We start from the raw sequence: 17,414 nt of genomic DNA, 5'->3' as shown, positions 1-17,414 counted from the left end.
CCTAGCGGGCGAACAGGCGGACGGCCTGCTCCGCCGCGGCGGCCAGCAGCGGCGCGGCCTCCGCCTTCAGCTCGGCCAGGGTGCGGGGCCCGTCGGCGAGGCTGAAGGCCGCGGTGAGGCCGAGCGCGTGCAGGTCGTCCAGCGGCCCGGCGACGCCGCCGGCCAGGGCCAGGCAGGGGACGCCGCGCTCGCGCGCGAGGGCGGCCACGGCGGAGACGACCTTGCCGTCCGCGCTCTGCCCGTCCACCCGGCCCTCGCCGGTGACGACCAGGTCGGCGCCCGCGAGGGCGTCCGGGAGCCCGACGGCCGCGGCGACGAGCGACGCCCCGGCGGCCGGTTCGGCGCCGAGCAGCCCGACGAGGCCGCCGCAGGTGCCGCCGGCCGCGCCCGCTCCGGGCAGGTCGTGGACGCGGGGCCCGCCGCGCGCGGCGAGCACGTCGGCGAAGACGGCCAGGGCGGCGTCGAGCTCGGCGACCTGCGCGGGCGAGGCGCCCTTCTGCGGGCCGAACACGGCGGCGGCGCCGGCCGGGCCGGTGAGCGGGTTGGTCACGTCGCAGGCGACCCGGAACCGGGTGGCGCGGACCGCGTCCGGCACCCCGGAGTCGTCGATCGCGGCGAGCCGGGCGAGGGCCGCGCCGCCCGGCGGCAGCTCCGCCCCGGCAGCGTCCAGGAAGCGGACCCCGAGGGCGCGCAGCAGGCCGGTGCCGCCGTCGGTGCTGGCGCTGCCGCCGACGCACACCAGCACCTCCCGGGCGCCGCGCCGCACCGCGTCCGCGATCAGCTCGCCGGTGCCGGCGGTGCCGGCGTTCAGCGGGTCGGGCGGGACGTCCTCCACCAGCGGCAGGCCCGACGCGGCGGCCAGCTCCACCACCGCGGAGCGCCCGTCGCCGGACAGGGCGTAGCGGGCCTTGACCGGGCGGCCCAGCGGGTCGGTGGCGGCGACCTCGACCGCGTCGCCGCCGCGGGCGGCCAGGAAGCAGTCGACGGTGCCCTCGCCGCCGTCGGCCATCGGCACCGCGGCGACCTCGGCGGACGGGACGGCCCGGCGCGCGCCCGCCGCGACGGCGGCGCACACCTCCGCCGCGGTCAGGCTGCCCTTGAACGAGTCGGGCGCGACGACGATCCGCATCAGTGCTCGGCCGCCAGGGTGGCCAGGACGGACGCGAACTCCTCGGGCAGCACCATCGTGTCGCCCTCGTAGCGGGTCTCCAGGTAGGTCAGCTCGCCCGCGCGCCACCAGTACAGGTGCGGGCTGAGCGAGCCGGGGCCCTCCTCGTAGGCGCGGTGGGCCTGCGCCTGGAGCTCGGTCGCCGCCGCCACGGCCGCGCGGTAGCGCGCCCGCGGGTGCCCCTCGGCGATGCGCAGCGGGTGCGCGACGATGAGGCTGCGGTTCGGCGCGATCACCAGCGCCCCGTAGGGCCCGATCGGCAGGTACTCCTCCAGCCACGCCAGGTGCGTGACGGCGTAGAACGTCCAGCCGTGCAGGACGGAGACGCGGACGCCGCCGAGGTCCTGCTCGTCGAGCTGGAGGGGCCCGTCGGCGCGCACGTTGGCGCGGCCGAGCATGAACAGCGCGTCGCCGGAGACCGGCCAGCCGTTCATCTCGTCGGTCGTGACGGTGCGCACCGTGGTGGGCGTGTCGACGACGACCGCTTCGATCAGGCCGGGCGCGAAGGGCCGGGCGGCGAGGGCGCCGTTGTCGGCCTCCGCCGGGTAGATGCGGGTGCGCAGCAGGTGCTGGGCGAGGTCGAAGTCGCTGAGGTCGAGGGGCTCCTCGACCGCGGTGACGATCGTGGTGACGTGGTCGGAGACCAGCGCCGGCCAGTCGTCGCGCGGCACGAGGCGGGCGAGCTGCCGCAGGTCGCGCAGGCTGACGTGCAGCCGGTTCGCGCCCTCCAGCAGCATCACCTCGCCGGGCGCGGGCGTGCAGCGGTAGCCGAGGCTCTCGGCGACCAGGACCAGCAGCGAGTCGAGGGTCCCGTCGTCCCAGGGGTCGGGACGGGCATGGCGGCCGCTCATCGCGCACCTCCCGGGGGCGCTTCGAGGGTGAGCGCGCCGGGTTCCGGCACGGCGGGGTGCGGATCTTGCGGGGACTGCGGGGACTCGGCGGCGGCGGTGGAGGCGGTGGAGGCGGTGAGCACGGCGGGGGCGCCGAGCTCGAGGGTCAGCTGGCGGGGGCCGTGCCCGGCGGGCAGCCCGGCCAGCACCGGGACGCCGAGCGGGCCGAGCCGGGCGGCGAACAGCGCGTCGAGCTCGGCGGGGTCGCCGCAGTCGCGCCAGGTGCCGAGCGCCACCCCCGCCGCGCCGTCGAACCAGCCGGACTGCAGGAGCTGGACGAGCATCCGGTCGATCCGGTAGGGCGCCTCGGTGACGTCCTCCAGGAAGACGATGCGGCCCGCCGCGGGCGGCGGCGCGTACGGCGTGCCGGCGAGGGCCGCCAGGAGCGACAGGGTGCCGCCGGTGAGCGGCCCCTCGGCGCGCCCCGGACGCAGGGCGTGCGTGCCCGGCAGCGTGACGGGGCCGCCGAACAGGGCGGCGCGGAGGGCGGCGAGGGTGGCGGCGTCGGGCTCGTCGTCGGCGAGGAGCCCCGCGGGCATGGGGCCGAAGGACGTCGTGACCCCCAGGCGCGTTCCAAAGGCGGCGTGCAGTGCGGTGATGTCGCTGGAGCCGTGCAGTACCTTGGGCGCTCCGGACGCGGCCGAGGCCAGGGCGTCCCAGTCGAGGTGGTCGAGGACGCGGGTGGCGCCGTAGCCGCCGCGCGCGCAGATCACCCCGCGCACGCGGGGGTCGCACCAGGCGGACTGCAGGTCGGCGGCCCGGTCGGCGTCGCCGCCCGCCAGCCGGTGCCAGTCCTCGCGGACCGGGCCGGGCGCGCCGAGGTTGACTCGGTCCAGGGCGTGCTTGCCGACGACGGCGTCAAGGCCGAGGTCGCGCAGCAGCGCGCAGCCGGCCTCCAGCCGGGCGGGCTCGGCGGGGCCGCTGGGCGCGATCACCGCGACCCGGTCGCCGGGGCGCAGCCGCCCGTACCTGCGGGCCTCCCGCGCCCGGCCGCGGTCGCCGGGCATGCCGGTGCCCGGCGCGGCCGGCGGCCCGTCGGCCGCCCCCGCGCGGGCGCCCCCGCTTTTCAACCCGATCCCTCCTCGCACCGCGACGGATAGAGCTTGTCAGGATCCGGACGCCAGTGGAAGAGGCGCCCGGTCACGACCCGCCAACAGATCATCGCCACCAGATAGATCATCGCCCCGTGCCGAGCGCGAGGCCGGCGGGGCGCGGCGGCGCCTCGCCGAGCGGCCGCCGCGGGACCGCGCCGGCCAGCCCATCGTACGGGGTCGGCCCGGTATCGATGATCACCAGCCGGGCGCCGGCCGCGGGCGCCGGGCGCGCCGCCGTGGTGGAGATCCCGGCGCCGGCCGGCACGGCGATCGCGCCGACGTTGGGCAGAAGCTCGGCGAGCGTCGGGGGACCGTCCACCCTGACATGGTAGGTCCCGCGCCGGGTCCGCGTCCGCTCCGGTTAACGCCGGTTAACGGATGGGTATCGGGCCGGCCCTTACGCTGGGTCACGGACCGGCCAGTCCGCAAAAGGTGACAAACTTGCCCTGGTATGAGGTCGACGCCGCACATCCTGGTGGTCAACGGCACCAAGGTCCGCCGCCCGGTGTTCATCCTGGGGGCTCCGCACTCGGGTGCGGAGCTGCTGGCGCGCGCGGTCAAGCGGACCCCCGGCTTCCACCTGACCACGGGCCGGCCCGGCGTGCTGCGCGTCACCTACGCGTTCGCGCGGCAGCCCTCGATCGCCTCGGACCGGGGAAAGGGCGCGGCGCGGGTGCTGCGGGACGCCTACGCCGAGGCGTGGCTGGTCTCGGCGCGGGCCTGTGCGCAGTGCCCGGACGAGTGCCGCGAGCTGGGCGGGCTGCCGCCGCGGCCGCCGGCCCCGCCCGGCATGCCTCCGCCGGAGCCCGGGCCCGCGGAGCCGTGCGCGGACGCGCAGGGCCTGGAGCGGTTCGCCGACGCCTCTCCCGACCTGATCTACAGCGCCGACGTGCTGCTGGACGCCTTCCCCGACGCCCAGCTCGTCCAGGTGATCCGGGACGGCCGGGACGCGGTCGCCGACATGCTCGACGATGAGCGCTGCCTCGCATGGTTCAAGCCGGGCCTGGCCAACCTCGACACGGTGTTCCCCAACCCGTTCTTCGGCGTCGAGGACCACACCGACCGCAACCGCTGGCCGCGCGCCGCCACCGCGGTCAAGTGCGCGCTGCGCTGGCGCGGCTCGGTGCGGCTGAGCGCGAAGCTCCGCCGGCAGGTGCCCGAGGAGCAGCTGCTGACCGTCCGCTACGAGGACCTGCTGGCCAAACCGCGCGCCATCGCGGCGGGCCTGTCGGACTACCTCGACGCGCGCGTGCCCAGGTCGGCGCTGTCGGGCCTGGTGCGGGCGGGGGAGCCCGCCGACGGCGGGGTCGGGTCGTGGCGCGACCGGCTCACCCCCCGGCAGGCCGCGCAGGTCGAGAAGGTCGCGGGGACCGAGCTGCGCAGGCTCGGCTACCGCACCGGCCCGCAGGGCTGACCCCGGCCGGGGCCGGCACCGGCCGGGCCGGGCGCGGTCAGTCGGCGCCCAGCGGCTCGGTCTGCCGCTCCGCGTCCCGCTGGTGGGCGAACTGCGTGCGGTACAGCTCGGCGTACAGGCCGCCCTCCAGCAGCAGCTCCTCGTGCCGGCCGCGCTCGGCGACCCGGCCGCCGTCGATCACCAGGATCTGGTCGGCCTCCCGGATCGTGGACAGCCGGTGCGCGATCACCAGCGAGGTGCGGCCGGCGAGCGCGGTGCGCAGCGCCCGCTGCACGGCCGCCTCGGACTCGGAGTCCAGGTGCGCGGTCGCCTCGTCCAGCACCACCACCGACGGCGCCTTCAGCAGCAGCCGGGCGATCGCGAGGCGCTGCTTCTCGCCGCCCGACAGCCGGTAGCCGCGGTCGCCGACGACGGTGTCCAGGCCGTCGGGCATCTCGGCGACGAGCCCGCCGACGTGCGCGGCCTCCAGCGCGGCGAGGATCTCCTCGTCGGTCGCGTCCGGGCGGGCGTAGCGCATGTTCTCCCGGATGGTGTCGTGGAACAGGTGCGCGTCCTGGCTGACCACGCCGATCTCGGCGCGCAGCGACTCCAGGGTCACGTCGCGGACGTCGGCGCCGCCGATCCGCACCGCGCCGCCGGACACGTCGTACAGGCGCGACACCAGGTGGGTGATCGTCGACTTGCCCGCGCCGGACGGCCCGACGAGCGCGACGAGCTGCCCCGGCTCGGCCCGGAAGTGGACGTCGTGCAGGACCTCCCGGCTCGGCGAGGTGTCGGTGCGGGCGATCGACTCCAGCGAGGCCAGCGACACCTCGTCCGCCGCCGGGTAGGCGAACCGGACGTGGTCGAACTCGATCGACGGCGCCTTCTCGGGACGCGCGGCGGCGGACCCGGCCTCGGCGAGCGGGCGCGCGTCCTCGCGGTCGCGGATCAGCGGCTTGAGGTCCAGCACCTCGAAGACCCGGTCGAAGCTGACGAGCGCGGTCATGACGTCCACGTGGACGTTGGACAGCGCGGTCAGCGGCCCGTACATGCGGGTGAGCAGCGTCGCGAGCGCGACCAGCGTGCCCAGCTGCAGGGTGTCGCCCACGACGAGGTAGCCGCCGACGCCGTAGACCATGGCGGTGGCGAGCGCCGCGACGAGCGTGAGCGCGGTGAAGAAGACCCGCCCGTACATCGCGGCGACGACCCCGATGTCGCGGACGCGGGCGGCGCGGCGGGAGAAGTTCTCCTCCTCCTCGGCGGGGCGCCCGTACAGCTTGGCGAGCATGGCGCCGGCGACGTTGAAGCGCTCGGTCATCAGCGAGCCCATCTCGGCGTCCAGCACCATCTGCTCGCGGCTGACGCGCTGCAGCCGCTTGCCGACCCACTTGGCCGGCAGGATGAAGATCGGGAGCAGCAGCAGCGCGATCAGCGTGACCTGCCAGGACAGGAACAGCATGGTCGCCAGCACCAGGACCAGGCTGATCACGTTGGACACCACCGACGACAGGGTGGTGGTGAGGGCGCGCTGCGCGCCGATGACGTCGTTGTTGAGGCGGCTGACGAGCGATCCCGTCTGCGCCCGCATGAAGAACGCGACGGGCTGCCGCTGGACGTGCGCGAACACCTGGCTGCGCAGGTCGTAGATGAGCCCCTCGCCGATGCGCGCCGAGTACCAGCGCTGGGCGAGCCCGAGCACCGCCTCCACCAGCGCCAGGGCCGCGACGCCGACGGCGAGCCAGATCACGATGTCCTGGCGGCCCGGCTGGATGCCGCTGTCGATGATCGACTTCAGCAGCAGCGGGTTCGCCACGACGATCAGCGCGGCCAGCGAGTTCAGCGCGAGGAAGAGCACCAGCTCGCGCGTGTAGGGCCGGGCGTACCCCGCGATCCGCCCGACGGTGCCGGGCTTGAGCTTCTGCCGGGTGACGGAGCTGTCCTTGCGGAACGAGGCCATCACCTGCCAGCCGTTGCCCGGCATTCCCGGCATTCCCACATCTGCCTCCGGCGTCCCTGCCCTCGGTGCCCCCGGCACCGACGCGATCAAGATCAGCGTAATCAAGTAAGCATCTCAGTATCCGGCGGGCACAACGCCGCCCCGGCCGGCGGGCTTCCCGGCTCCGCTCTCGGCGTAACGGGCCCTGGACAACCCGCCCCGCCGGTGCGACCGTGATCATGATCCCCAGGCTCACACCCCCCAGGAGCCCGCAGATGAAACGACGCCTCCACGGCGCCGCCGGCGCGCTCGCCCTCGCGGCCGCGCTGGCCGCCGCGACCGCCCTCCCGGCGGCGGCGGACGCCCCCGCCGGGGACCCCGCCGCGGCGCGGGGCACGACGCCCCGCCTCACGGTCGCCGACGGCGAGACGCAGCCGGTGTTCTCCCGCGCCGACGCCGTCACCCAGACCGTGACCATCGAGACCACGGCCGACAGCGACCGCGACGGCGTGCGCGACCGCGTCCAGATGCGGATCATGCGCCCGAAGGAGACCGCCACCGCCGGCCTGAAGGTCCCGACGATCCTGGAGGCCAGCCCCTACTGGGCCGGGATCCACAACGTCCCGAACCACCCCGTCGACATCGGCGACGCGTCGGCCCGCTCGCTGACGACCGCGCGGCGCGACCTCGCCGAGGTCTTCCCCGGCTACTACGACAACTACTTCCTCCCGCGCGGGTACGCCGTCGCGAACCTCGACAGCATCGGGACGGGCGGCTCGACCGGCTGCCCGACGTCCGGCGACCGCAGCGAGCAGGCGGGCGCCAAGGCCGCGGTGGACTGGCTGAACGGCCGCGCCCGCGGCTGGGCCCCGGACGGCACCCCGGTGAAGGCGACCTGGTCCACCGGCGACGTGGGGATGATCGGCCAGTCGTACAACGGGACGCTGCCGAACATGGCCGCCGCCACCGGCGTCGACGGGCTGAAGGCCATCGTCCCGATCGCCGGGATCTCCAGCTGGTACGACTACTACCGCGCGAACGGCGGCGTCGTCGCGCCCGGCGGCTACCAGGGCGAGGACCTCGACGTCCTGGCCAAGGCCGTGCTGACCCGCCAGAACCCCGAGGCGTGCGCGAAGGTCATCGAGGACATCGAGGCGACGCAAGACCGCGAGACCGGCGACTACTCCAAGGTGTGGGCCGCGCGCGACTACGTGGGGCAGGCGCGGAAGGTGCGCGCCGCCGTCATGGTCGTGCACGGGCTCAACGACTGGAACGTCAAGGTCAAGAACTCCGTGCAGTGGTGGAACGCGCTCAAGGAGGCGGGCGTCCCGCGCAAGCTGTGGCTGCACCAGGGCAACCACTCGACGCCGTTCCGCTGGCGGGTCGAGGAGTGGCTGCGGCAGACCCACCACTGGTTCGACCGCTACCTGTACGGGATCCGCAACGGGATCGAGCACGAGCCGCGCGTCGACGTCGAGCACGCGGACGGGACGTGGGAGACGGCCGAGGACTGGCCCGTCCCCGGTACCCGCACCGTCCCGATCAGTTTGAACGCCGGACCGTCCGGGCAACCGGGCACCCTCGGCCCGCTGGCCCGTCCCGGGGCGCCGCAGTCGTTCACGGACGCGGGCAAGACCCGCACCGCAGAGCAGCTCCTGGAGGGCCAGGACCGGGCCGATCCGAACCGGCTCGCCTACCTGAGCGGGCCCCTGCCGAGCGCCGTCCGGGTCGACGGCATCCCGTCGGTGTCGCTGCGGGCCTCCCTGGACGGCCGGTCGCCGTACCTGACCGCGCTGCTGGTCGACTACGGGACCGACGCCCGCCCGACCGGCTCCCGCGTCACCACGGCCGAGGAGGTGTGCTTCGGCGAGAGCGTGCCGGGCGACCCCGGCTGCACCTACCGGCAGGAGATGGCGACCCGGACCGCCCCCTACAAGATCATCACCCGGGGGTGGCTGGACGCCCGGAACCGGCACGGAGCCGCCCGCAGCGAGCCCGTCCGGGCCGGGAAGCCCTACACGTTCAAGTGGGACCTCGAACCCACCGACTACACCGTGAAGGCCGGCCACCGGCTCGGCGTGATCCTGCTGTCCACCGACTACGACTTCACGCTGCGCTACCCGGCCGGCACCGAGGTCGCGGTGCGGCCGGGCGTCAGCCGGGTGCTGCTGCCGCTGGCGCGCGGCGGCCGCGAGGCGCTGAAGTAGCCGCGGCGGGGCGGGCCGGGCGTCCCCCGGCCCGCCCCTCGCGCGGCTGTCAGGCTCCGGTCATCCACCGAACATCTCCCGCAGGCGCCCGATCTGCTCGCGGCGCTCGGCGGCGCACTGCTGCTCGAGGGTGTTCTCCGCGGCCTCCCACAGCAGCCGCTTGGTCGCCACGGCCGCGCCGGGGTTCACCGCGAGCAGCGCCTCGGTCAGCTCGCGGACCGCGCCGTCCAGGCCGTCGCGCGGAACGACGATCTCGGCGAGGCCGAGCCGGGCCGCCTCGTCGGCGAGCACCGTCCGCGCCGTCAGGCACAGCTCCAGCGCCCGCCCGATGCCGACGATCTCCACCAGCGGCTTGGTGCCGGTCAGGTCGGGGACGAGCCCGAGCGCGGGCTCCTTCATGCAGAACTTGACGTCGTCGGCGGCGACGCGGATGTCGCAGGCCAGCGCGAGCTGGAACCCGCCGCCGATGGCGTGGCCGTGCACCGCCGCGACCGAGACGATCTCCGGGCGGCGCAGCCAGGTGTAGCCCTCCTGGAGCTCGGCGATGAACCGGTCGGTCGCCTCCGCGTCCGAGCCGTCGGTGAAGCCCTCGCCGTCACCGGAGAACATGCCGAGGTCGATCCCGGCGGAGAAGCACGCGCCCTCGCCCCGCAGCACGACGACGCGCACGCCCGCGGGCAGGGATCGCCCGATCGCGGCCAGGCCTCGCCATGTGTCGAACGTCATGGCGTTGCGCCGCTCGGGCCGGTTCAGGGTGACGGTCGCGACGGCGCCGTCCACCTCCAGGCGGAGCCCGGCCTTGGCCAGATCCGCTCCGGCCAGATCCGCTCCGGCCAGATCCGCTCCGGCCAGATCCGCTCCGGCCAGATCCGCTCCGGCCGGGTCCGTCCCGGACGGGCCCGGCGTCGCCGCCGCGTCGCCCGCCGTGACCGTTTCCGGCCGTCCGGCCGCTGTCGCGTCCCCCACAGGTCTTTCCTTTCGATGAGCGTGCCCCCGCCGGATCGGCGGGGGCATGGCGGGCCCGCCCCGCCGTCCACGGGGCGGGACCCGCTCGCCCGTCCACCGCCGCGACCGAACCCTACTCGGTCGGCCGCGGCGCCGGATCAGGCGGTGCGCTCATCCGGGGGCCGGTGTCCGGTCAGGACTTCTTGCCCCGGGTCGCGCCGCCGCGACCGCGCAGGTTGACGCCGGACTCGGTCAGAATCCGGTGGATGAAACCGTACGAGCGGCCGGTGGCGGCTGCCAGGGCGCGGATGCTCTCACCGGAGTCGTACCTCTTCTTCAGGTCCGCCGCCAGCTTGTCGCGCTCGGCACCGGTCACGCGGGTGCCCTTCTTAAGGGTCTCGGCCACGAGTACCTCCCGTAGTGATGTGGTGACCGCTGCGTTATCCCCCGCCATGATCAGTCATTCCCGGCTGTTCGGCTACCCACTCGGCCAGAAAAGATCTGCGGAAGTCACCGTGCAGGTCACGCGAGCGCCACCAGATCGGCAAACTCGTCACTCCAGATGTCTTCCACACCATCCGGCAGCAAAATCACTCTTTCCGGCGCGAGCGCCTCCACGGCGCCCTCGTCGTGGGTGACCAGGACGATGGCTCCGGCGAACGTCCGCAGGGCGCCGAGGATCTCCTCGCGGCTCGCCGGGTCGAGGTTGTTGGTGGGCTCGTCCAGCAGCAGCACGTTCGCGCTCGACACCACCAGCATCGCCAGCGCCAGCCGGGTCTTCTCACCGCCGGACAGGACCCCGGCGGGCTTGTCGACGTCGTCGCCGGAGAACAGGAACGAACCGAGGATCTTGCGGACCTCCACCGGCGCCATGCCGGGCGCGGCCGACTGCATGTTCTCCAGGACGGACCGGTCGACGTCGAGGGTCTCGTGCTCCTGCGCGTAGTAGCCGATCCGCAGGCCGTGGCCCGGCACCACCCGGCCGGTGTCAGGCTCGTCCACGCCCGCCAGCAGGCGCAGGAGCGTGGTCTTGCCCGCGCCGTTCAGCCCGAGGACGACGACGCGGCTGCCCCGGTCGACGGCCAGGTCCACGTCGGTGAAAATCTCCAAAGATCCGTACGATTTCGACAAACCCTCCGCGGTCAGGGGGGTCCTGCCGCACGGCGCCGGGTCCGGGAAGCGGATCTTGGCGACCTTGTCGGCCTGCCGCTCGCCCTCCACGCCCGCCAGCAGCTGCCGGGCGCGCCGGTCCATCTGCTGGGCCGCCTTCGCCTTGGTCGCCTTGGCGCGCATCTTGTCGGCCTGCGACAGCAGCGCCGACGCCTGCCGCTGCGCGTTGGCCGACTCGCGCTTGCGGCGCCGCTCGTCGGTCTCCCGCTGGTCGAGGTACTTCTTCCAGCCGACGTTGTAGATGTCGATCACGCTGCGGTTGGCGTCCAGGTGGAACACCCGGTTGACGACGGCGTCCAGCAGCTCCACGTCGTGGCTGATCACCACCAGGCCGCCCTGGTGGCCCTTGAGGAAGTCGCGCAGCCACACGATCGAGTCGGCGTCCAGGTGGTTGGTCGGCTCGTCCAGCAGCAGGGTGTCGGCGCCGGAGAACAGGATGCGGGCCAGCTCGACGCGGCGCCGCTGGCCGCCCGACAGCGTGCCGAGCGGCTGGGTCAGCACCCGGTCGGGCAGGCCGAGGCTGGACGCGATCGAGGCCGCCTCCGCCTCCGCGCTGTAGCCGCCGAGCACGTGCAGCCGCTCCTCCAGCCGCCCGTACCGGCGGACGGCCTTGTCCCGCTCGGCGCCCGACGCGGCCGCCATGGCGTCCTCGGCGGCGCGCAGGTCGCGGATCACCTCGTCCAGCCCGCGGGCGGACAGGATGCGGTCGCGCGCCAGCTCGCCGAGGTCGACGCCGCGCGGGTCCTGCGGGAGGTAGCCGATCGTGCCGGAGGACGTCACGGCGCCCTGCGCGGGCAGCGCCTCCCCCGCCAGGACCTTGGTGAGGGTGGTCTTGCCGGCGCCGTTGCGGCCGACGAAGCCCACCCGGTCGCCGGGGTTGACCCGGAACGAGGCGGCCTCGATCAGCAGCCGGGACCCGGCGCGCAGCTCGATGTCTTTCGCGATGATCACAGTGACAGGGCTCCCCTGACGGACGGCTCGGTGGACAGGCGCACGAAACGGCGCGCCGCGCGGTCCATCGACCGTGGGCGCGCCGGGCGCACTGTCAGTTCGGGAGCGGAACCATCCCCTCAGTGTACGGGACCTCCGGAGCGGAGCCCGTCGCGCGGACGGCGGCGGACGGGCGCCCGGAGGGCCGGGGCCGGTCCCGGCCACGGGCCTTCTCGGCGTCACCATGTGTGAACGCTCCGTGCGGGGCCAGGATGAGGGTGGCGGCGTGCGGCGGAACGGCACCGGGGCCCGGCGGTCCCGGCACGAAGGAGTGTGAGTCGGATGACCCAGGTCACCGGAACCGCGCCGGAGGGGACGCCTAACTGGCTCGACATCGGCGTCCCCGACCTCGAGCGCGCGAAGACGTTCTACGGGACGCTCTTCGGCTGGCAGTTCCTGGACGCCGGCCCGGACGCGGGCCACTACAACCTGTGCCAGGTGCGCGGGCAGAACGTCGCCGGGATGATGCGCAATCCCGACGACCAGCCCGACGAGTACTGGTGGTGCGTCTACTTCGCCGCGGACGACTGCGACGGCCTCGTCAAGCGGGCAGCCGACGCGGGCGGCGAGGTCGTCGTCCCCGCCATGGACGTGATGGACCTCGGCCGCATGGCCATCCTCAAGGACCCGCAGGGCGCCCAGTTCGGCCTGTGGCAGGGCCGCGCCCACCCCGGCTCCCAGATCGTCAACGAGCCCGGGTCGTTCGTGTGGAACGACCTCGCGACGCCCGACTCCGGCGCCGCGGGCGCGTTCTACCGGACGCTGTTCGGCTACGACCTGGAGCCCATGCCCGGCGATATGGACTACACCGTCCTGAAGCGCCCCGACGGCCGCTACATCGGCGGCATCGCCGGCGGGTCCGGCGTCGTGGTCGGCGGCGGCAGCGCGGAGGTCCCGTCCTGGACGACGTACTTCGCGGTCGCGGACGCCGACGAGGCGGTCCGCAAGGTCCGGGCGGGCGGCGGCACGGTCGACTCCGAGCCGGCCGACACCCCGTACGGCCGGACGGCCTCCGTCCGCGACCCGTTCGGGGTGCCCTTCAACGTGATGAGGCCGGCGCCCGAGCCCGCGTCGTGACCGCCCTCCGGGGGCCCGCCCGCGCGGGCCCCCGGAGACCGGCCGGCTCAGCTCTGGCGCTCGGCGGCCAGCCGCTGCCCGATCGTGTGGTGCAGCCGCTGCAGCCCGGACGTGCCGACCAGGCCGATCTGGCCTTCGAGGTCGCGCAGCAGGACGTCCTCGTTCATCACGGCCTCGGACGACTGCATCAGCACGGTGCCCTGGCCGGTGAAGTCGAACTGGTGCTCCTCGCCGGACTGGCCGCCGATCCCGAACACCATCCGGGCCGCGCCGAACGCGCCGCGCAGGTAGGAGTGGTCGTAGTGGTGGCAGGGCGAGGGGCAGTCGGCCCAGCCGAGCAGCGCCTGCGGGTCGACGCGGATCGGCGGCTCGACGAAGTGGACGGGCCCGTTGGAGGCCGCCACGAACCGGCCCGTGCCGATCAGCGTCAGGAACCCGGGGATGATCGACTGCTTCAGCTCCAGGCCCGGCTCGAACGCCAGCAGGTTCCCGGCGCGGACGGTGAGGTTCCCCTCCTCCAGGTCGAAGGAGTTGACGTCGAAGCCCCGGTCGGCGAGCAGCAGCTTGCCCTGCCCCTGCGCGACGATCCAGTCCTGGGCGTACAGCGGGGAGTTGAACGTGTGCGCGACCAGGGAGTCCAGCGGGCCCGCCGACAGCGCCTCGAACCTGATCTGCCCGTAGTAGGCGATCATCTTGCCCTTCTGCGCGAACCACTGCCCGTTGAGGTCGACGCTGAAGGCGTAGGGGTTGACGTTGTCGTTGGACGGGAGGCTGTGCGGGTTCCAGGTCCGCGTGCCGAACGTGCTCACTGGTCAGATCTTCCTCTCGCTGGCCTGGACGTAGACGACGCCGGACCCGCTCAGCTCCAGCTGGAAGCCCTCGCCGGAGCCGCGCCCGACGAGGTCGCGCAGGCCCACCGCCGTGGTGAGCTTGTTCTGCACCTGGCCGCGGTGCGCCACGTACGCCTGCGGGTCGACGTGGACGGGCCGCTGCGGCGTGATCGGCAGCTCGATCACGCCGCCGTGCGACAGCAGCGCGCACGCGCCGTGCCCGGTCAGCGTGGTGGTGAACAGGCCCTGCCCGGTGACCGCGCCCCGCACGATGCCGCGCACGCCGCCCTGCTCCCCCATGAACATCGTCCCGACCTGGAGGGTCGCGTCGTGCACGAGGAGGCGGTCGGCCTCGGCGTACAGGGTGTCGGCGCCGTTCAGGTCGATGACGGTGACCTCAAGGCCGCCGTGCCCGAACATGACGCTGCCCTGCCCGGTGACGTGCATCATCGCGCTGCGCTCGCCCGCGACGGCGCGGCCGATGGTGCCGCCGATGCCCTGCCCCGCCGTGGTGGACGGCGCGAACGACACCGGCCCGGTGTAGGCGAGCATGGCGCCGCGCTTGCTGTAGACCTCCCGCCCCGGCCCGATCGGCACCTGGAGCATCTTGGAATTGATCTGCTGGTAACCAGGCATCAGATCTCCAGAACCCCGCCGCGCTCGGCGGGCTGGACGTACACCAGCCCGTGCCCCTGGTACCGGAACTGCACGCTCTCCCCCGATCCCTGGCCGATCACCGTCCGCCAGTTGACGTCGGTGACCACGTCCTGCTGGAGCTGCCCGTGATGGCACACGTAGGCGTGCGGGTCGACGCACAGCGGCGTCTGCGGGGTCACCTCCAGCGCGATCGCCGGGCCTTCGGACAGGACCGCGACCGTGCCGTGCCCGTCCACCTTCGTGGTGGCGAGGCCCTGGCCGGTGCCCATGCCGCGCAGCCCCACGAACTGGACGCCGGTCTGCAGGGCGCCGTCGAGCGCCAGCAGGCTCTCGGACTCCACGTACAGGGTGTCGCCGGTGAGCTGGACGAGCGTGACCTCGGTCGCCTCGCTGGCCAGGTAGACCGTCCCCTGGCCGGTGATCTCCATGAGGGTCATGCCCTCGCCGGCGATCCGCCGCTTGAGGGCCCCGCGCAGCCCCTCGCCGCCCGTCATGCCCTGCCTCTTGAACGCCATCTGGCCCTCGTAGGCGACCATGGAGCCGTTCAGCGCCCGGATGGTCTCGCCGGCGAGGTCGACGGCGAGCACCTTCGAGCCGTTCAATCGAAATTGCGCCACGAAGCGAGAAGATACCGCCCGGCGCGTTGCCGGTCCCGCTCGTGCGCGCATCCGGAAGGATGGGCACCATGTGGATCGCTCCGGAACGCCGCAGTCTCAGCCGGTGGGCCGTGCCGGGTCTCGTCCTGGCCGCCGGCGTGGTGGTCGGGGCCGTGCTCGCCGCCGACGGGCGGTCCGGGACGGCCCTCGTCGCGCTGGCCGCGCTCACGGGATACGCCGGTTACCTGGGCTACCGGCGCAACGAGCCCGCGCTGCCGGTCAGCGACGGGTTCGGGTCCGGCACCCGGGCCCGCGCGCACCTGCGCGCCGCCGCGATGACCGGCGACGTGCTGACCGTCGCGGTGGTCGGCGGCCTGGTCGTCCAGGCGCTGCGCGGCTCCGACATCACCGCCTACGCCTGGCTCGCGGGCGTCGCCGGCGTGACGTACCTGCTGTCCGCCCTCGCCGGGACCCGCAGCCTCTGACCCGCCGGGCCCGGCCGGATCCGGCCGCGCGGACCGGGCGGCCGCGGGCGCCTCACCGAGGGTCGCGCTGAGAGCCGCGCTGAGGGGTCAGTGCGGGCCTGGGCCGCCATCATGCGGATCACGCCCGGAAAGTCCGCCGAGGACCGTTTCCTGGGCGAGGATGGCCGCCTGCACCCGGCTGGCCAGCCCGAGCTTGCCGAGGATACGGCTCACGTGCGTCTTGGTCGTCGTCTCCGCCATGTCGAGGCGCGCCGCGATCTGCCCGTTCGACAGGCCCTCCCCCAGGCACGCGAACACCTCGCGCTCCCTGGGCGTCAGCTCCGCCAGGCCGGGCGCCTCCGCCGGGGCCGCCGGGCGGGACGCGAACGCGCCGATCAGCCGCCGGGTCACGCGCGGGGCGATGATGCCCTCCCCCGCCGCGACCGTCCGGACCGCCTCCACCAGCCGGTCGGCGTCCACGTCCTTGAGCAGGAACCCGGCGGCGCCCGCCCGCAGCGCGCCGAACACGTACTCGTCCATGTCGAACGTGGTCAGCACCAGGACGTCGGTGAACCCGGCAATCTCCCGGGTGGCGCTGATGCCGTCCAGGACGGGCATGCGCACGTCCATCAGCACCACGTCGGGGCGCAGCTCGCGGGCCAGTTCCACCGCCCGCGCCCCGTCCGCGGCCTCGCCGACGACCCGCACCTCCGGGGCGCCGCGCAGGATGAGCACCAGGCCCGCGCGCACCGCCGCCTGGTCGTCGGCGACCAGCACCTCGATCATGACGTCCTCTCCGGTTCCACCGGCAGCTCGGCGTGCACCCGCCAGCGGGCGCCGTCCGGCCCGGCCTCGAACTCCCCGGCCAGCATCACCGCGCGCTCGCGCATCCCGACCAGGCCGCTGCCGCTGCCCGGCAGCCGGGACCCGTCCCGGCCGAGCGGGCTGAGCACGTCGATCACCAGCCGCGGGCCGTACCGCACCCGGACCTCGGCGCGGCCCGGCCCGCCGTGCTTGAGCGCGTTGGTCAGCGACTCCTGGACGATCCGGTAGGCGGCCAGCTCCACCGCCGCGGGCAGCTCCGCCGGCTCCCCCGCGACCTCGAGCGACGCCGCCAGGTCCGCGCGGCCGGTGTGCCGGACGAGCCGGTCCAGCTCGGTGAGCCGCGGGCGGGCGGCCGGGTCCTCGCCGCCGTCGCGCAGCAGCCCGATCATCCGCCGCATCTCGGCGAGGCCGCGCACGCTGTTCTCCCGGATGACCTCCATGGACCGCTCGATCTCCGACCGGTCCAGGTCCCGCACCCGCAGCACCGCCGAGGAGTGCAGCGCCACCGCGCTGAGATGGTTGGCGATCACGTCGTGCAGCTCGCGGGCCATCCGGGCCCGCTCGGCGTTCACCGCGGCGCGCCGGTCCAGCTCGGCCAGCCGCGCCACCTGCTCGGCCCGCCGGTGCTCGGCCTCCGCGCGCCGCCGCTCGGCCTCCGCCCGCCGGCGCTCGGCCTCCGCCCGGTACCGGTGCTCGCGGACCGCCATCGCGGTCAGCACCGGCGCGACCCAGACCAGCCCGGCGACCGCGCCCGCCACCACGCCGGTCGCGACGCCGTCCAGCGCGATCCCGGCCCCGAGCGCGACCAGCAGCGACGCGGCCGCGGTCGCGCCGAGCAGCCACTCGGCCGTCCGGCGCCGGCCGTACAGGCTCGCGGCGTACAGCGCGTCCCCGAAGATCATCGCGGTGGCGAGGCTCGGGCCGAACGCCACGTCGGCGAAGTTGAACGGGGTGGCCAGCGCGAGCCCGGTGAGCGGTGCGGTGCGGCGCAGCGGCATCGCCGCGCACAGCCCCACCAGCGGGACGAGGCGGACCCAGCGCGACGGGTCCCAGCCGCCCTCCCACGTCGAGTAGCCGTGCGCCGCGAGCATCAGCAGCCCGCCGGCCAGCGACAGCACGGCGATCAGGGCGTCCTGGCGCGTGGTCAGCCGTCGGATCCGGTGCACGGA

17 protein-coding genes are annotated in these 17,414 nt (G+C 74.6%); 4 read left to right on the top strand and 13 right to left on the bottom strand.

Annotation, left to right across the window (positions count from 1 at the left end; genetic code table 11):
- Position 1: 1 nt before the first annotated feature.
- From CHF16_RS11290 to CHF16_RS11275, 4 genes are all read right to left on the bottom strand, one after another.
- Entirely contained in the window at positions 2 to 1,129 is a 1,128-nt protein-coding gene (locus CHF16_RS11290) for a glycerate kinase (RefSeq protein ID WP_089325918.1), read from the bottom strand.
- A complete protein-coding gene (locus CHF16_RS11285; RefSeq protein WP_089325917.1) occupies positions 1,129 to 2,019 on the bottom strand; it encodes a hypothetical protein in 891 nt (296 codons plus the stop codon). Before CHF16_RS11285 ends, CHF16_RS11290 begins: the two co-directional genes overlap by 1 nt.
- Positions 2,016 to 3,128 (bottom strand): S66 peptidase family protein, encoded by a 1,113-nt coding sequence (locus tag CHF16_RS11280; protein WP_245868364.1) that lies wholly within the window; start codon positions 3,126 to 3,128, stop codon positions 2,016 to 2,018. The genes CHF16_RS11285 and CHF16_RS11280 overlap by 4 nt, the downstream gene beginning before the upstream one ends.
- A 106-nt stretch (positions 3,129 to 3,234) precedes the next feature.
- Positions 3,235 to 3,471, bottom strand: coding sequence for a hypothetical protein (locus CHF16_RS11275; RefSeq protein WP_089325916.1), 237 nt, complete (start codon positions 3,469 to 3,471; stop codon positions 3,235 to 3,237).
- A 132-nt stretch (positions 3,472 to 3,603) separates the two neighbouring features.
- Between CHF16_RS11275 and CHF16_RS11270 the strand changes: the two genes are divergently transcribed.
- Entirely contained in the window at positions 3,604 to 4,566 is a 963-nt protein-coding gene (locus CHF16_RS11270; protein WP_089325915.1) for a sulfotransferase family protein, read from the top strand.
- A gap of 37 nt (positions 4,567 to 4,603) precedes the next feature.
- Here the strand turns inward: CHF16_RS11270 and CHF16_RS11265 are convergent, their stop codons facing one another.
- Positions 4,604 to 6,529, bottom strand: a complete 1,926-nt coding sequence (locus CHF16_RS11265; RefSeq protein ID WP_089325914.1) for an ABC transporter ATP-binding protein — start codon at positions 6,527 to 6,529, stop codon at positions 4,604 to 4,606.
- 230 nt (positions 6,530 to 6,759) lie between these two features.
- On the opposite strand from CHF16_RS11265, the gene CHF16_RS11260 reads away from it, so the two are divergent.
- A complete protein-coding gene (locus CHF16_RS11260; protein ID WP_089325913.1) occupies positions 6,760 to 8,691 on the top strand; it encodes a Xaa-Pro dipeptidyl-peptidase in 1,932 nt (643 codons plus the stop codon).
- Positions 8,692 to 8,751: 60 nt separating this feature from the next.
- Here the strand turns inward: CHF16_RS11260 and CHF16_RS11255 are convergent, their stop codons facing one another.
- The 3 genes from CHF16_RS11255 to CHF16_RS11245 form a co-directional block, all read right to left on the bottom strand.
- Complete coding sequence (locus tag CHF16_RS11255) at positions 8,752 to 9,543, bottom strand: enoyl-CoA hydratase/isomerase family protein (RefSeq protein ID WP_425427488.1); 792 nt, start codon at positions 9,541 to 9,543, stop codon at positions 8,752 to 8,754.
- Positions 9,544 to 9,829: 286 nt separating this feature from the next.
- Complete coding sequence (locus CHF16_RS11250; RefSeq protein WP_021596738.1) at positions 9,830 to 10,042, bottom strand: helix-turn-helix domain-containing protein; 213 nt, start codon at positions 10,040 to 10,042, stop codon at positions 9,830 to 9,832.
- Positions 10,043 to 10,158: 116 nt separating this feature from the next.
- Positions 10,159 to 11,757: an ABC-F family ATP-binding cassette domain-containing protein gene (locus CHF16_RS11245; protein WP_089325912.1), complete on the bottom strand. Its 1,599-nt coding sequence runs from the start codon at positions 11,755 to 11,757 to the stop codon at positions 10,159 to 10,161.
- A gap of 321 nt (positions 11,758 to 12,078) precedes the next feature.
- Between CHF16_RS11245 and CHF16_RS11240 the strand changes: the two genes are divergently transcribed.
- A complete protein-coding gene (locus tag CHF16_RS11240) occupies positions 12,079 to 12,873 on the top strand; it encodes a VOC family protein (protein WP_089325911.1) in 795 nt (264 codons plus the stop codon).
- A gap of 47 nt (positions 12,874 to 12,920) precedes the next feature.
- Here the strand turns inward: CHF16_RS11240 and CHF16_RS11235 are convergent, their stop codons facing one another.
- From CHF16_RS11235 to CHF16_RS11225, 3 genes are read right to left on the bottom strand one after another with little or no spacing between them, the layout of a single operon-like run.
- Positions 12,921 to 13,682 carry an AIM24 family protein gene (locus CHF16_RS11235; RefSeq protein WP_089325910.1) on the bottom strand — a complete coding sequence of 254 codons (762 nt, stop codon included), beginning with the start codon at positions 13,680 to 13,682 and terminating at the stop codon, positions 12,921 to 12,923.
- 3 nt (positions 13,683 to 13,685) lie between these two features.
- Complete coding sequence (locus CHF16_RS11230; protein WP_089325909.1) at positions 13,686 to 14,339, bottom strand: AIM24 family protein; 654 nt, start codon at positions 14,337 to 14,339, stop codon at positions 13,686 to 13,688.
- A complete protein-coding gene (locus CHF16_RS11225) occupies positions 14,339 to 14,977 on the bottom strand; it encodes an AIM24 family protein (protein ID WP_245868361.1) in 639 nt (212 codons plus the stop codon). The genes CHF16_RS11230 and CHF16_RS11225 overlap by 1 nt, the downstream gene beginning before the upstream one ends.
- Before the next feature lie 68 nt (positions 14,978 to 15,045).
- Here CHF16_RS11225 and CHF16_RS11220 point away from each other — a divergent pair, with 68 nt between their 5' ends.
- A complete protein-coding gene (locus CHF16_RS11220; protein ID WP_089325907.1) occupies positions 15,046 to 15,441 on the top strand; it encodes an ABC transporter permease in 396 nt (131 codons plus the stop codon).
- A gap of 87 nt (positions 15,442 to 15,528) precedes the next feature.
- On the opposite strand, the gene CHF16_RS11215 is transcribed toward CHF16_RS11220, so the two are convergent.
- Together CHF16_RS11215 and CHF16_RS11210 are read right to left on the bottom strand one after the other, a co-directional pair.
- Positions 15,529 to 16,206, bottom strand: coding sequence for a response regulator (locus CHF16_RS11215; RefSeq protein ID WP_089325906.1), 678 nt, complete (start codon positions 16,204 to 16,206; stop codon positions 15,529 to 15,531).
- Positions 16,203 to 17,411, bottom strand: coding sequence for a sensor histidine kinase (locus CHF16_RS11210; protein ID WP_245868360.1), 1,209 nt, complete (start codon positions 17,409 to 17,411; stop codon positions 16,203 to 16,205). The genes CHF16_RS11215 and CHF16_RS11210 overlap by 4 nt, the downstream gene beginning before the upstream one ends.
- Between the last annotated feature and the right edge of the window lie 3 nt (positions 17,412 to 17,414).

Origin of the sequence: Actinomadura meyerae (assembly GCF_900188445.1) — a bacterium.
GTDB lineage: Bacteria > Actinomycetota > Actinomycetes > Streptosporangiales > Streptosporangiaceae > Spirillospora > Spirillospora meyerae.
Note: the sequence above shows the minus strand (reverse complement) of the source record. Positions and strands in the feature narration are given on the sequence as shown.